Genomic DNA, 13,052 nt, shown 5'->3' with positions numbered 1-13,052 from the left:
TTAGTATATGTTATTGTTAATATTAACAATAGTATATAGAGGTAATTTTTATGTTTAAAAAACTCATTATTCCTTCCATATTAAGCGTCTTTTTTTTAGCATTAGCCAGTTATCCCAGTATGATTGGTACAAATGTGGATGCTCCAGGTGAAAGTTTCTATGTATCACCTATGTCAGAAGGTTATATGTTTTCATTTGATACATATGGTGTACAAGCTGAGACTATATCCTTAAGGGTGACTCCTCTTAATGGTGATCCTGAAATAAAAACATACTGTTTCTATGAAACCAGCTGCACAATGGATTTATCAAACTATGATTTTGATACTAGCTCTGATTATATAATTTGGGCTGGTGCAACTGGGACTTCTGGATATCTTTTCTTTGAACCTAATTAGTATTAGTATTTACACTATACTTTAATTATGATATCCTTTCTTTTCATCCAAGTTGCGAGGAAATAGAAAAGAATAATCCAAATAATTGCATATATAAGAGAAGCATTTATGGGAGAGGCTATTGAGTTTAAGACTATCTCATAAATCCAGCTTTTAACCGTAAATGTTTCTCCTCTATAATTAAATGTAATTATATATAGTAAACGGCCTATTATGCCACTCATGAAGAAAACGGTGATGGCATTCAAGCCAAAGGCCACGCCCCAATCGGTGAACTTCTGCTTTTCTTTTACATCAATGAACCAATAGCTCAATCCAAAAATACACATGGCCTGTCCTCCGGTAAACAAAGTGTAAGAGCTGGTCCAGATGTTTTTATTGATAGGAAAGATCCAACTCCAGGCATATCCGAGGATGATCAAAATAAAGCCCCAAACGAAGAACTGAAGCGTTCTGGAGGATTCAGAATCTTGTTTGCTCATCAGCATTCTTCCCGTCCAAATGCCAATCAGCGTGCTACCAATGGCCGGTAGTGTACTCAGGAAACCTTCGGGATCCCAGTTGGCTTTCCACATATGGCTGCCGAGAATAATCTGATCGATGTAAGCAGCGAGATTACCGTCAGAAGTGTCAATAGCGCCTGCACCGTGCCCCGGAACGGGGATAAAAGTCATTAACAGCCAATAGCCCACCAACAGTGAACCTAAAGTAACCATCTGAGTCTTTGGTTTGGTGTATAAGAATAAAACGGCTCCAATCGCATAACATATAGCGATGCGTTGCAGTACACCGGGAATGCGAATATCAATCAGGTTTTGGTGTAATCCGAAATCCGGTATAAAAGTCAGATAAGGAAATGCTGAGAGAGCCAGACCAAGCCCAAAGATCTTGGCCGCCCGGATCAATGTTTTATTCAAAAGGTCTTTATCATCAGCACCTTTTGCACGGGCTTTTGTAAAGGCAAGCACAATAGAAACGCCGACAATAAATAGGAAGAAAGGAAAGATGAGGTCGGTGGGCGTCCATCCATGCCAGGCAGCATGTTTCAAAGGTCCGTAAATGTGAGACCAGGAGCCGGGATTGTTGACAAGAATCATGGCAGCTACGGTAGCACCTCTGAAGAAATCAAGTGATACCAAACGCTTGCCGGATGAAATTCCGCTTAGTGTGCTCATAAATAAAATCTGATTTTGATTCAGCCCAATAGTATAAAAATACTCTTCAAAGTGGTAATGAAATTTCACTATAACTATCTTGGCACCAATCAATTATTACAGGTGAATGAATATACTAATTGCAGACAGCGGCTCAACCAAAACAGAATGGATCTTAGTAAACGAAAAAGGAGAAAAAAAGGATTTTTATTCTGAGGGAATGAACCCCTATTTCATGTCGAAGGAAGACATGAAGAAAAACATAGCCGCCCATGTTGCTGATCCATTGGCAGGCGAAGAAGTGGATAAGATCTTCTTTTATGGCTCAGGCTGCGGAAGCCCAAAAGGCAAAGAAACGGTAGAACAAGCGATTTCTGCGCACTTTCCAAATGCAAAGATCTGCGTGGAGACCGACCTTTTGGCCGCTGCTAAAGCTTGTTTTATGAATAGCCCGGGACTTGCTTGTATATTAGGAACCGGTTCTAATTCTTGTCTTTATGATGGCACCAAGATCACCCATAAGATACCGTCTCTCGGTTTTACTTTGGGTGATGAAGGCAGTGGGGGGTATTTCGGGAAAAAGATCATTCGGAGTTATTTCTATAACATCATGCCCAAAGACCTGCGAAAGGTACTGGAGCAAAGGCATGATATGAACCTGGACCATATTCTCGAAAACGTTTATAAAAAACCGAATGCCAATCGCTTTGTAGCTTCATTCTCTCAATTGCTTGGAGATCATGCTGACCACCCGTTTATCCGGGAAATCGTTAAGAAAGGTTTTGAAGATTTCGCGGATAAACAATTGGCTTATTTTTCGGGTATCAAAGGAGCCAACGTGGGATTTGTAGGTTCCATTGCAGCGGTTCATAAAGAAACGCTGGAGCAGGTTTTGAATGAACGGGAGCTAAACCTCAGCATCATCGTTCGCAAACCCATAGAGCGGTTGGTCGAATATCATGTAAAGAAATACTCAGAGTGAATACTGTTTCTTAAGAGCCAGTATTCTTTCCACTGAAGCATCGATCCGTTCTTCTTTGATCTCTTCATTTCTGATAAGCTCTTCCACGGCATCGATCGCATCCTCAAGTCGTATCTGCTCTTTTAACAAGTTGTTGCCGAAGCAGAAAAGGTCTAACCCGGCATTCAGTCCCAACCGAAGTGATTCTTTCAGGTCATAATGATCTGAAATAGCGCGCATTTGCATATCGTCGGATATCACCACTCCCTTAAATTCAAGCTGATTGCGCAGAAGTTCCGTCAAAACATGTTTTGAAAGGGTAGCAGGCATCTCCTTGTCCATATTTGCATTGAAGATGTGAGCCGTCATGATCAGTGGGCATTTACCCTCAGCGATCAATGTTTTATAAGGTTCAAGTTCTTCTTCTTTCCAGGTTTCAGTGACATCAACGAAACCGGCATGGGTATCGCCTTCTGCACTTCCGTGACCCGGAAAGTGCTTACAGCAGGTGATGATGTTTTCTTGCAGATGTCCCTCTATATAAGCACCGGCATGCCGGGTTACTGATTCCGGATCAGCGCCAAAAGAGCGTTCACGTTTAGCGATGATGGAACTCTCCTTATTCAAAGTCAGGTCTACAACGGGGGCAAAATTCAGATTTATGCCGCATTTTGAAAGGGTGGAAGCGATCAGCTTGCCTTCTTCCTTGGTAATTTCGGGATCATCAATTTCCCCAAGCTGTTTGTGAGATTTTGTTTCTGGAAAACCATATTCGGGTTTGAGACGGTTGATCAAACCTCCTTCCTGGTCTACACTAATAAAAAGGGGGATTTCGCTGGCGTTTTGAAGGGCTGCTGTCAGCTTCGATACCTGTTGTGGGGATTTTATGTTATGAACCGGTTTATTATCCACCATGTCTTTATCAAAAAGAATCACTCCGCCCGGTTTACCGGTTCTGATCATATCAAGAACTTCGGAATTTTCGGAAATGTCATTTCCCCGAAAACCCATAATGAAGAGTTGACCAATTTTTTCTCGAAGCGACAGTTTATTAACGGATAGCAAGTTGGCGGACATAAAGTTGACGATTTTTTTCTTTTTACAAGTGATCTATAATACCGGCTGAAGTTCAACTTAAGAATGTATAACTTCAACCGCTTAATGTTAAAAGATTGAACTTAAATTTACCATGATCAATAAATTATTTGCCATACTTCTGTTGCTTGTATTTACGGGGAGTATGTACATCAAAGCACAGGAACCGGCCGTAGTAAAAACGGGAATAGAAGTATTGGCTGAGCAAGATTTTGAGCCGTTGAAAGGCAAAAAGGTAGGACTGATCACCAACGCTACCGGTGTAAACAGAAAGCTTCGCTCAACAATTGATCTTATTTACAATGCTCCCGGGGTTGAGTTAGCAGCTATGTACGGCCCTGAGCACGGGGTTAGGGGAGAATTTGCCGCCGGCGATAAGGTTGATACCTACGTTGATAAATATACCGGTGTCACGGTCTACTCACTTTACGGTGAAACCCGCAAACCCACCCCTGAAATGCTTGAAGGAATTGATATACTGGTGTACGACATTCAGGATATTGGAGTCCGTTCTTACACGTACATCAGCACCATGGGGCTTGCAATGGAAGCCGCTGCTGAACACGATATTGAATTCATGGTATTGGATCGCCCAAATCCTTTAGGTGGGAATAAGGTGGAAGGAAATATTGTAGAGGATGGATATTTCTCTTTTGTGAGTCAGTTTCCGGTGCCTTATATCTATGGACTTACGCCCGGAGAGGTTGCCATTATGCTTAACGAAGAAGGCTGGCTTCAAGGTGGTGCACAGTGCGAGTTGACTGTGATCGAAATGGAGGGCTGGAACAGAGACATGACGTTTGATGAAACCGGGTTGCCCTGGGTTCCAACCTCGCCCCATATTCCCCATGAGTATTCCGTGTACTACTATGTCTCAACCGGTGTGATGGGAGAATTGGGAGTCTTTTCTGAAGGCGTTGGATATACGCTTCCATTTCAGGTATTTGCTGCTGAGTGGATCGATGAAACGGAACTTGCAAAAAATATGAATGCCCTTGGTCTTCCCGGCGTACGATTTCGGCCTATTGTATTTAAACCATTTTACGGCCGGGATGAAGGTAAAACCCTGCATGGTGTCCAAATTCATTTTACTGAATACGAGAAAGCGGAGCTGATGAAACTTCAGTTTTATTTTATGCAGGTGCATCACAAAATGTATCCTGATGTGAAAGTTTTCGAAATGGGTAAAAACAGGTGGTCTATGTTTGACAAAGTGACCGGCACCGATCAGATCAGGAAGCGGTTCAGTAAAAATTACAGCGTTTCTGATATCTCAGATTACCTGAACAAAGACATTACATCGTTCTTAGAAAAATCAAAAAACTATTACCTCTACAAATAATTCTATGAAGTATTTAGGTTTCTTATTTACACTACTGATCTTTTACACAACGGCATTCGCCCAGGTCGACACTTTAGCCGTTCAGGCAGACTCTGTTGCGGTTGATTCTACAATCGAAGCTTACAGTGATTCACTTTATCTTAATATTGTGATCCCCGAAACGGATACCGTTATGTATCCATATTCACGATATCGTATTGCCGGAAATACAAATCCAAGGGCGACGGTTGTAGTGAATGGGAACCTCTTGAAGGTATATGAGAGCGGTGCATTTGTTGATATGATCTCACACACCGCTGATACTACTCAAATACACTTCATGACGGCCTTGAACGGTGACAGCCTTTCTAAAACCATGTACCTCATCAGGCCGGAGCCTCCCAAGCCAATTTCCTTGAAGGGCAAAACGATCACTGACCGGTTTGAAAAACCGGGGAGCAACCGATGGTTCAAAACAGGAGAGAAGCTCGAGGTTCAATTTTTGGGCACACCCGGACAAAAAGTGGTTTTCAATATCGATGGTTTCAAAAGAAATATACCGATGCATGAAGTTCCTGTTTCTATTGCAGGGGTTGAAGGATTATACAGGGGAGTGTATTTGGTTCGTCCATCAGATTTTGTGAAAGACAAGCACATCACATTCAAGATGAAGAAGAACTTCTTCTCTTATAAAAAGAAAAAAAGCACGTACACCGTAAGTTTCAACGGACTTCCCCGTGTTGGACGCGTTAACAGTGACGATGCCTACCTGAATATCGGCATGGGAACGGATCGACTGGGTGGTGCTAAGTACGGTGATCTTGAGGAGGGAGTTTTATTGAATATTACAGGACTCAAGAATGACAACTATAAGGTGCAACTATCCAGAAGTTTGAGCGCATGGATTCCAACTCGTTTTGTGGATCTGGAAAGTGAATATTCATCACCGGTAGAGTCTTTGACCGGGAATATTCGGATCAGTGGTGAAGATAAATTGGATCGTATAACCCTCAATTTATCCGAGAAATTACCCTATATATCCTATACCGATGTTGAGCCAAATGTGATCATAGTGGATGTGTTTGGTGCAACATCCAACACTAACTGGAAGATCAAACACCGAAGTTCTCACGGTATCAAGGATGTAACCTGGAGCCAGGTTGAGGATGGCCGGTTTAGAATAGAGATCGAGTTAAGCCACAGCCAAAACTGGGGATATCATGTTGGATATGGATGGGGATCGCAGCTGAATATTGAGGTTCGTCGTCCTCCGGTAGTCACGAATATGAACAATCCATTGGAGGGAAGAACCATATCGGTGGATGCCGGGCATGGCGGAGATAACAATGGAGCCCTGGGAGCTGATGGCACCTTAGAGAAAAATGTAACGCTGCAGATCACCAAGAAACTCGAAGAGCTGTTACTGGAAAAAGGCGCGAATGTGATTCTCCCAAGAACCGATGACAGCTATGTGTACATGAGTGAGAGAAAAGAGATAACGCTTGAGAATGAAGCTGATCTGTTAGTCAGTATTCATGCGAATTCTATTGGTTATATAAGTGATCCGAGAGAGATTAAAGGAACGGGCGCTTTCTACAAACACATGGCGTTCAGACCGTTGGCTGAGATCATGTACAAAAATATGATGGATCTTGGTTTTGATGATTACGGTTTAACAGGAAGCTTTAATTTCTCTCTTAACGCACCAATTGAGTTTCCAAATGTTCTTGTTGAAACGGCTTTTATTTCCAATCCTGAAGAAGAAATGCTTCTAATGGACCCGGATTTCCAACAAAAGATAGCTGAACAGATCGTAAAGGGACTTGAGGAATTTTACCTCAAGCATGGCTATCTCGAAAGCGTATCTGACATGCCGGAAAAATAAAAAACCGGTTCAAATAAATATGCTCAAAAGCTACTGCGTTATTTGTAGTAGCTTTTGAGTAAATATTTAAAGCCTATGGTCAGGATTCCTTGCTTCACTTTTTGATCGGAAGAGATATCAGAAAGCCGGGTATTTAAATGTCTGAATTTGGCTTCCAGTATGTATCGATTGAAAACAGTGAGACCTAGACCTCCGGTTAAATGCCCGTTCATTTGAGGGTCGTTGAAGTCATTGTATCCGTTGCCTCCCAGTTCGTAATCAATCGATATACCTTTGCCAACCTCGAAATCACGTCCAAAACCCAATTCGGCGTGTGCCTTAACTTGATTGCCGAGGGGTAAATACCCTCTTACTCCTATAGAAGTTTGAATGACTTCATAAGTCAGGTCGATAGTTTGGGGTGAGCCAAGGATAGTTCGTTGATCGCTGTCAGAAAACTGCAGATAGCCGCCGGTAAAGAAGAATCCGATTCGGTTATTTATAGAGGGGAGTAAATATTCAACATCAACTTCAAAATAGGGAGCAATGGTTGAAAACCGTGCGATCTCAGTATCCAAAACAGTATTGGTGCTTTCTACAAAGTTTCCGGAAATCCCGGTTCCCAAGCCAATGTTCAGATATTTCCATGAGAGTGCGGGAATGCCCTGATATGTTTTATAATCCGAATCGGAGCACTCATTATATGCTTTAAAAACATTGATAAGCTCAAACCGGTTATACCTTAAAGATGAAAAATTCTGATCCCCACAATTCACATTTTCTGAAAGTTGGTCCCGAAAGGTGTTTTTTCGGGCAGTCTGACCATCGTTTCTGATATATTGTGCGTAAACAAGCTGTTCAGGAACCTGACCGGGAACAGAGTAATAGAAGGTGTATTTTTCATCTTTTTCAATACTATATAAAACAGCCCGGCCTTCAAGTTCAACCTTTAGAAGTTTACTTTGCCTGAAGAATTTCTCTTCCTCCAAAGTTGATTCTGAAGACAATATGCGGGTCTCATTTCTAATGTATTTGAAACCTGAAACCTTCAGTTCATTGATATGCTTATGGAAAACAGTATCGGCATCGCTTTTATATGTCGATTTGAACAGTATGAATGGCTCACTATCGGTAACGGAATTCAGACTTATAAGCCCTTCAACTTTCGTTTGACCTGAGTTTATATAATAGCCGCGTTCAAACATTTCCTGTGCGTTAGCTTGGAATGAAAGCAGGGAAATGAAAAAGAGAAATAGAATCGTATATCGCATAATCGGGCTTTTAGGTCTTGGGGATAAAAAAAAGGGACTGAAGTTTTAAGTCAGTCCCTAATAATACAATTTATAAGATATTGAAAATAGTAATTTTGCTATTTAAGCAAAGTCATTTTTTTAGAAATAACGCCGAAGTCAGTTTCTATTCGATATAAATATACCCCGCTTGATAGGTTAGAGGCATCGAAAGAAACGGTATGGAAACCCTGGGTTTTGACACCATTGTAAACGGTGGCTACTTCCCGTCCAAGCATATCAAACACTTTGAGGGCTACCCTGCTTTTCTGCGGCAGTCCAAAACTAATATTTGTAGTTGGGTTAAAGGGATTTGGGTAGTTTTGCTTTAACTCGATCTCTTCCGGGATGTCTGCCGCAACAGGTGATTCTTCTGTTGAGGTAGCTAAGCCCATTTCTACGGCTTTCAGGTCATCAAAAAGAATAAAGCCGGTTGCAGGTTGACCGGGAGTATAGGTAAGCTGGAAACTATCCAGGTAAAGATTTCCATTCAAAGTGCCATTGCCATTGGCCCAGGCTACGGTTTCATCTTCAGCCATGTTCCAGGTAACCAATTTCCAGCCGAGCCAGTCAACGGTATACCAGGTACTGCCCTCAAGCTCTCCGTTTCCATCTCTAACCATAAATCGGAATTTATTGCCATTTCCATCACCAAAAACATAAACCTGTAAAATGCGGTCTGTCCCAAACTTGGGAGTTGTTTTGGATCCGCGATATTCTCTGATCAGATGTGAGGTTTCATCGGTATCCCAGCCATAGTTGATACGCATAGCTCCGGTGCTTTCCGAAAATAAATTTACAATGTTATTGTCGATCTCAACGGAGGTGAACTCAGGATCATAGCCTTCCGTACTGCCGGATTGTTCAGGAGTCCACCAGGTTCCGGTTAGACCACTTTCAAAGTCATCTACAACGGTTTCATTTTTTATATCCTGATCGCCGGTCGGGAAGGTTCTGGCCACATCAGATCCCAGGCTGTTACCAACGGTATCACTTATGGATTTGGAAAAAGTCAGGGTGTAGTTTTTGCTTTTGGCGAGTCTCTCGGATGGGAAAAAGTTAATCACGCTTCGATCACCAACATTATAATACACGATCTCTCCCGGTACGGAGTAGCCGCTATTGCTTAGGTCTACAGTATTTTCATCAAAAAGAGTAGTGTCCAGCGGTTCATCAAAGGTAGCACTGATGATGGGCCAGAGCTCATTCAATCGGGTGTTGGTAGGGCGAATATCGGAAATGGCCGGAGGAATGATGTCAACCGGGCCGGTTGCAAAAGTAAGAGTAAATGAATCGCCTTGTGAACCATCTCCATTTCCGTCAAGGCTATGAGCATAGGATGAATTATCCAGCGCCGTGGAATCGATTTTCAAGGTATAGCTGCTTTCAAAATCAAAGCTCGCCGTCGAGATAATTAGTTTTTTGTTAGAAGTCCAGGTAAGACTGAAATCTGCCCCAGGGCTCAGACTTAAAGCATTTTCAACTGAGGAGCGGTTCATAGAACGGCTAAATTCGATAATAAGATCTTCACCGGGATTGATCTCATTATCTTCACCAACTGATGTGGTTGCAACAAATGGGGGAACACTGGAAACCAGAGCAACATCCGTAAAGGTGAAGTCATCTTCAATAACGTTGATGTCAAGCGTATCAGGGTAAAAGCCTTCCCCGGAAACGATCAACTGAGTGGGGCCGTTTTCTAACCCATCGAGGTAGTAGAAGCCATTGCTTAACTCGTCAGATTCACTACTGTATTTGTGAAAAAGGGATTCGTAAGAATCTGTAACATAGGTTGTGTCGCCTACCTGAACATTTATTCCATTAAGTGTCTTTGCTCCATCCGCATTGGTGATGTAACCTGCAGCAATACCCACCGGCGGACGTTCAACTCCGAGATACTCAAGTATAGACCAAAAGAAAGACTGGGCTTCAAGTCGCTTCCAATCGGCATTTAGATTACGCTGCTGCTGGATGGAGTTGGTATGAAAACCTGCCTCACTTAAAACAGAAGCCATATTGGTAGTTCGGTTCACAAACAGATAAGGGTATTGATTACTGTGATTTTCAACATTACTACCCTGATAAAAGTTGCGATCGGCCCAGTTTCCTATAGTTGGAATACGCATGGCGTCGGTAAGTTCAGTCTCCATGATATCTCCCATATCCTTACCGCCATTCGGGGTCTTTTCAACAGTTTGGCCATTAGAACGCCAGCCACCATACAAGAAAAGAGTGTTATTCTGGGTATTAGAACCCGCATTACTGTGAATGGAGTGATAAAAATCTGCTCCGGTTGCATTGGCAAGATCATCCCGTTGTGTCAATGGGACTTGTTGGGAATCACTGGTACGGCTCATATAGACCGTATCAATATCGGTTTGGGTAAGCAGCATGTCTCGTAACGCCAATCCAACTCGTAAAACTTTTTCGGGCTCAGAGTAGTTGTAGAGTCCCATATTTTCTGTTTCACTGTGTCCGGGATCCAGGAAAATGCTAAATCCATCCAGTCCCGTCACGGTTTGTGCCTGGGCATATTGGAAGGTAGTGAGAAGAGCTATTATGCAGGTAAATAAGTAAGATTTCATAGCTAAAAAAACGATTATAGTGTGCTGAAATTGAAAATGTGTTAGTAGGCGATATTTAAAACATAAATAGCTCCATCCTGAGAGGTATCGAATAAGATCTGTTGTCCATTAGGAGACCAGTCCGGGTTCATAGCTATCAGGTCGGTTGAGGAGGTCAGGTTAATGCGGTTTGTACCATCTACACTTAAGGCATAGAGATCAGATTTAGTAATATTGTGGCCGTCATCCTCTGTTACCATAGCCACGATATATTTACTATCCGGAGCCCATTTGGGGCGGTTTGCTTTTCCGAGATCCATCAGTCCTGTTCCATCAATATTCATTACGTATAAGTTCCCGCCATAAACCTCAAAGGCAAGTTTACGTCCGTCGGGAGAAACCTGCAGGTTTAGGTAAGTGGCATCCTGGAAAGGAGAGATATTCTCTGTGCTGTTTTCAGGAACCATTCCTTTGGCAATTTGATCGGTTTTAAGCACATAAAATGGCTGCCTTGTTTTTTGTTTCATGGCTGCTGGAACTTCTTTTTGAGAATCAAAGGCTTCAACCTCACCTTCATTTATAAGTACTACTTGCTGATCGAAATCAGCCCAGGTAGGCAGGGCAGGCATCTCGTCTCTGTATTCCGTGATCTGATCGGCGCTGCCATCGGTATGAAAGATCTTAACAGCGAGTTTGCGGCGGCGGTTCTGGTATTCCGAAACACGGGTAAGAATAGACTCTGAATCAGAGGACCAAGAAAATCCAAAACCGGCTTCTTCATCGGTGACTTTTCGTAGATTTTGTCCGTTTTCATCGGTGATCCAAAGTCCTTGATAGCGCGCCGAGGTAATAGCTATTTTCTCACCATCCGGCGACCAAGACGGATTCATAAAGACCATGTCAGGTTCTTCTATGATCTTGGTGGGTTCCCCTTGAGGAACCGGTTGGGCAGTTGCCGTAAAGACTGACAGTTGCAGGCTTAAAATCGAGAGCAGAAATAGGGTAGAAGATATTTTCATCATGATGTTAAGTAAGTTTGCTAAGTTCAAAAAGCATGGTGTGCTAAATAACGAAGTGGTTTTTAAGAATATTAGATTTAATCGATTTATTCAGGCTCGGTGTCATCCTTCTTTTTCCCAAAATCAGGATCAATGTTAATGAAAGGGGTTAATATGAAGATGGGTATTGCAGATGCGAGTACCCAAAGGAAGAAGTACTCATAACCGATAGCCTCTTGAATGTAACCGGATACGGCTCCCGGAATAGACATTCCAAATGCCATGAGGGCGGTACCAAAAGCATAATGTGCAGTTTTGTGATTTCCTTTTGCCACATAGATGAGGTACATCAGGAAAGCGGCAAATCCAAAGCCGTAACCAAATTTTTCCACACCTACCAAGGTGCTGATTGTAATAAAAGATTCGGGTTGAAACTTTGCAAGGTACCAATAGGCCAGGTTGGGCAGGTTCATGATTATGATCATGGGCCAAAGCCATCTTTTCAGTCCGTGTCTCGAAATTACAATTCCGCCTAAAATTCCTCCGGCCGTTAAAGCGAGCAGGCCTATGATACCGTTTATGACCCCGACTTCCGTCACCGAAAGTGCAAGACCGCCTGCCTCACGGGTATCCATTAAGAAAGGAGCGGCCAGTTTTACAAGTTGTCCTTCCCCAAAACGATAAAGCAGGATGAACAGAATAGCGAGCACGATCTGGTCTTTTTTGAAGAACTCAACGAAAGTTTCCCAAACAGCTTTCAGCGGCGATTCGCCCTCAACTCTTACGGGGTGATCGTCAGCAGGAGCGGGTAGCATGAAACCGTGGTAGGCCGACATCACAAACATAAGCAGAGCTACAATTGCCAGAATGGAGATCCACGAAAAGGAAGCGCTTCCCGTGCTGGTGGCGATAAGTCCGGCAAGTACAACAAATAAACCTTCACCGCTCCACATGGCGAGCCGAAAAAAGGTAGACCGGATCCCAACAAAAAAGGACTGATCCTCTTCCGAAAGAGCCAGCATGTAAAAGCCATCGGCAGCGATATCATGGGTAGAAGAACAGAAGGCTACAATAAAAAGGAATACCAGGGATGCTTCGAAAAAGTAGGGCGTATTTAAGGTGATGGCTGCCCCGGCAAAGCCAACTCCAATGATACCTTGCATGAGGTAGGTCCACCAGCGTTTCGTTTTAAAGACGTCAATAAGTGGACTCCAGACCGGTTTAAAAGCCCATGGTAATGCCAGTAAACTGGTGTAAAGAGCAATCTCAGCATTATCAATGCCAAGATCTTTGTACATAATTACCGAGACCGTTACCACCATTACATAGGGTATCCCCTGTGTATAATAAAGAGTTGGGATCCAGGACCACGGGTTCTTTTTAAACTTGGCAATAGAATTCATGCTAT

General features: G+C 42.8%; 10 protein-coding genes. 4 read left to right on the top strand and 6 right to left on the bottom strand.

Going from position 1 to position 13,052, the window contains the following annotated elements:
- The first annotated feature begins 50 nt into the window (after window positions 1-50).
- Window positions 51-398, top strand: a complete 348-nt coding sequence (locus B151_RS0105005; protein ID WP_020402513.1) for a hypothetical protein — start codon at window positions 51-53, stop codon at window positions 396-398.
- Window positions 399-412: 14 nt separating this feature from the next.
- On the opposite strand, the gene B151_RS0105000 is transcribed toward B151_RS0105005, so the two are convergent.
- Window positions 413-1,573 (bottom strand): acyltransferase family protein, encoded by a 1,161-nt coding sequence (locus B151_RS0105000; RefSeq protein WP_026166486.1) that lies wholly within the window; start codon window positions 1,571-1,573, stop codon window positions 413-415.
- 106 nt (window positions 1,574-1,679) lie between these two features.
- Here B151_RS0105000 and B151_RS0104995 point away from each other — a divergent pair, with 106 nt between their 5' ends.
- A complete protein-coding gene (locus B151_RS0104995; RefSeq protein WP_020402511.1) occupies window positions 1,680-2,534 on the top strand; it encodes a hypothetical protein in 855 nt (284 codons plus the stop codon).
- Here B151_RS0104995 and B151_RS0104990 read toward each other — a convergent pair.
- Window positions 2,526-3,590: a glycoside hydrolase family 3 protein gene (locus B151_RS0104990; RefSeq protein ID WP_020402510.1), complete on the bottom strand. Its 1,065-nt coding sequence runs from the start codon at window positions 3,588-3,590 to the stop codon at window positions 2,526-2,528. The genes B151_RS0104995 and B151_RS0104990 overlap by 9 nt on opposite strands.
- 112 nt (window positions 3,591-3,702) lie before the next feature.
- Here B151_RS0104990 and B151_RS0104985 point away from each other — a divergent pair, with 112 nt between their 5' ends.
- Both B151_RS0104985 and B151_RS19400 read left to right on the top strand, forming a co-directional pair.
- Complete coding sequence (locus B151_RS0104985; protein ID WP_020402509.1) at window positions 3,703-4,950, top strand: exo-beta-N-acetylmuramidase NamZ family protein; 1,248 nt, start codon at window positions 3,703-3,705, stop codon at window positions 4,948-4,950.
- 4 nt (window positions 4,951-4,954) lie between these two features.
- The gene (locus B151_RS19400; RefSeq protein ID WP_020402508.1) at window positions 4,955-6,814 is read left to right on the top strand and encodes an N-acetylmuramoyl-L-alanine amidase; all 1,860 of its coding nucleotides are present in this window, start codon (window positions 4,955-4,957) and stop codon (window positions 6,812-6,814) included.
- Window positions 6,815-6,852: 38 nt separating this feature from the next.
- Here B151_RS19400 and B151_RS0104975 read toward each other — a convergent pair whose 3' ends face one another.
- From B151_RS0104975 to B151_RS0104960, 4 genes are all read right to left on the bottom strand, one after another.
- Complete coding sequence (locus B151_RS0104975; protein ID WP_020402507.1) at window positions 6,853-8,064, bottom strand: hypothetical protein; 1,212 nt, start codon at window positions 8,062-8,064, stop codon at window positions 6,853-6,855.
- Between the two features lie 98 nt (window positions 8,065-8,162).
- Window positions 8,163-10,667 (bottom strand): N-acetylmuramoyl-L-alanine amidase, encoded by a 2,505-nt coding sequence (locus B151_RS20005; protein WP_051069716.1) that lies wholly within the window; start codon window positions 10,665-10,667, stop codon window positions 8,163-8,165.
- A 41-nt stretch (window positions 10,668-10,708) separates the two neighbouring features.
- The gene (locus B151_RS0104965) at window positions 10,709-11,668 is read right to left on the bottom strand and encodes a TolB-like translocation protein (RefSeq protein WP_020402505.1); all 960 of its coding nucleotides are present in this window, start codon (window positions 11,666-11,668) and stop codon (window positions 10,709-10,711) included.
- Between the two features lie 83 nt (window positions 11,669-11,751).
- On the bottom strand, window positions 11,752-13,047 hold the full coding sequence (locus B151_RS0104960; protein ID WP_020402504.1) for an MFS transporter: 1,296 nt from the start codon (window positions 13,045-13,047) through the stop codon (window positions 11,752-11,754).
- Window positions 13,048-13,052: the final 5 nt, after the last annotated feature.

This window comes from Gracilimonas tropica DSM 19535, from assembly GCF_000375425.1.
Classification (GTDB): Bacteria; Bacteroidota; Rhodothermia; order Balneolales; family Balneolaceae; genus Gracilimonas; species Gracilimonas tropica.
This window is presented reverse-complemented; position numbering and strand designations above follow the sequence as displayed.

Excerpts from the sequence above, each read along its gene's own strand:
- B151_RS19400 (WP_020402508.1), top strand. The coding sequence starts at position 4,955 with ATGAAGTATTTAGGTTTCTTATTTACACTACTGATCTTTTACACAACG.
- B151_RS0105005 (WP_020402513.1), top strand. The coding sequence starts at position 51 with ATGTTTAAAAAACTCATTATTCCTTCCATATTAAGCGTCTTTTTTTTA.
- B151_RS20005 (WP_051069716.1), bottom strand. The coding sequence starts at position 10,667 with ATGAAATCTTACTTATTTACCTGCATAATAGCTCTTCTCACTACCTTC.
- B151_RS0104975 (WP_020402507.1), bottom strand. The coding sequence starts at position 8,064 with ATGCGATATACGATTCTATTTCTCTTTTTCATTTCCCTGCTTTCATTC.
- B151_RS0104990 (WP_020402510.1), bottom strand. The coding sequence starts at position 3,590 with ATGTCCGCCAACTTGCTATCCGTTAATAAACTGTCGCTTCGAGAAAAA.
- B151_RS0104965 (WP_020402505.1), bottom strand. The coding sequence starts at position 11,668 with ATGATGAAAATATCTTCTACCCTATTTCTGCTCTCGATTTTAAGCCTG.
- B151_RS0104995 (WP_020402511.1), top strand. The coding sequence starts at position 1,680 with ATGAATATACTAATTGCAGACAGCGGCTCAACCAAAACAGAATGGATC.
- B151_RS0104985 (WP_020402509.1), top strand. The coding sequence starts at position 3,703 with ATGATCAATAAATTATTTGCCATACTTCTGTTGCTTGTATTTACGGGG.
- B151_RS0104960 (WP_020402504.1), bottom strand. The coding sequence starts at position 13,047 with ATGAATTCTATTGCCAAGTTTAAAAAGAACCCGTGGTCCTGGATCCCA.
- B151_RS0105000 (WP_026166486.1), bottom strand. The coding sequence starts at position 1,573 with ATGAGCACACTAAGCGGAATTTCATCCGGCAAGCGTTTGGTATCACTT.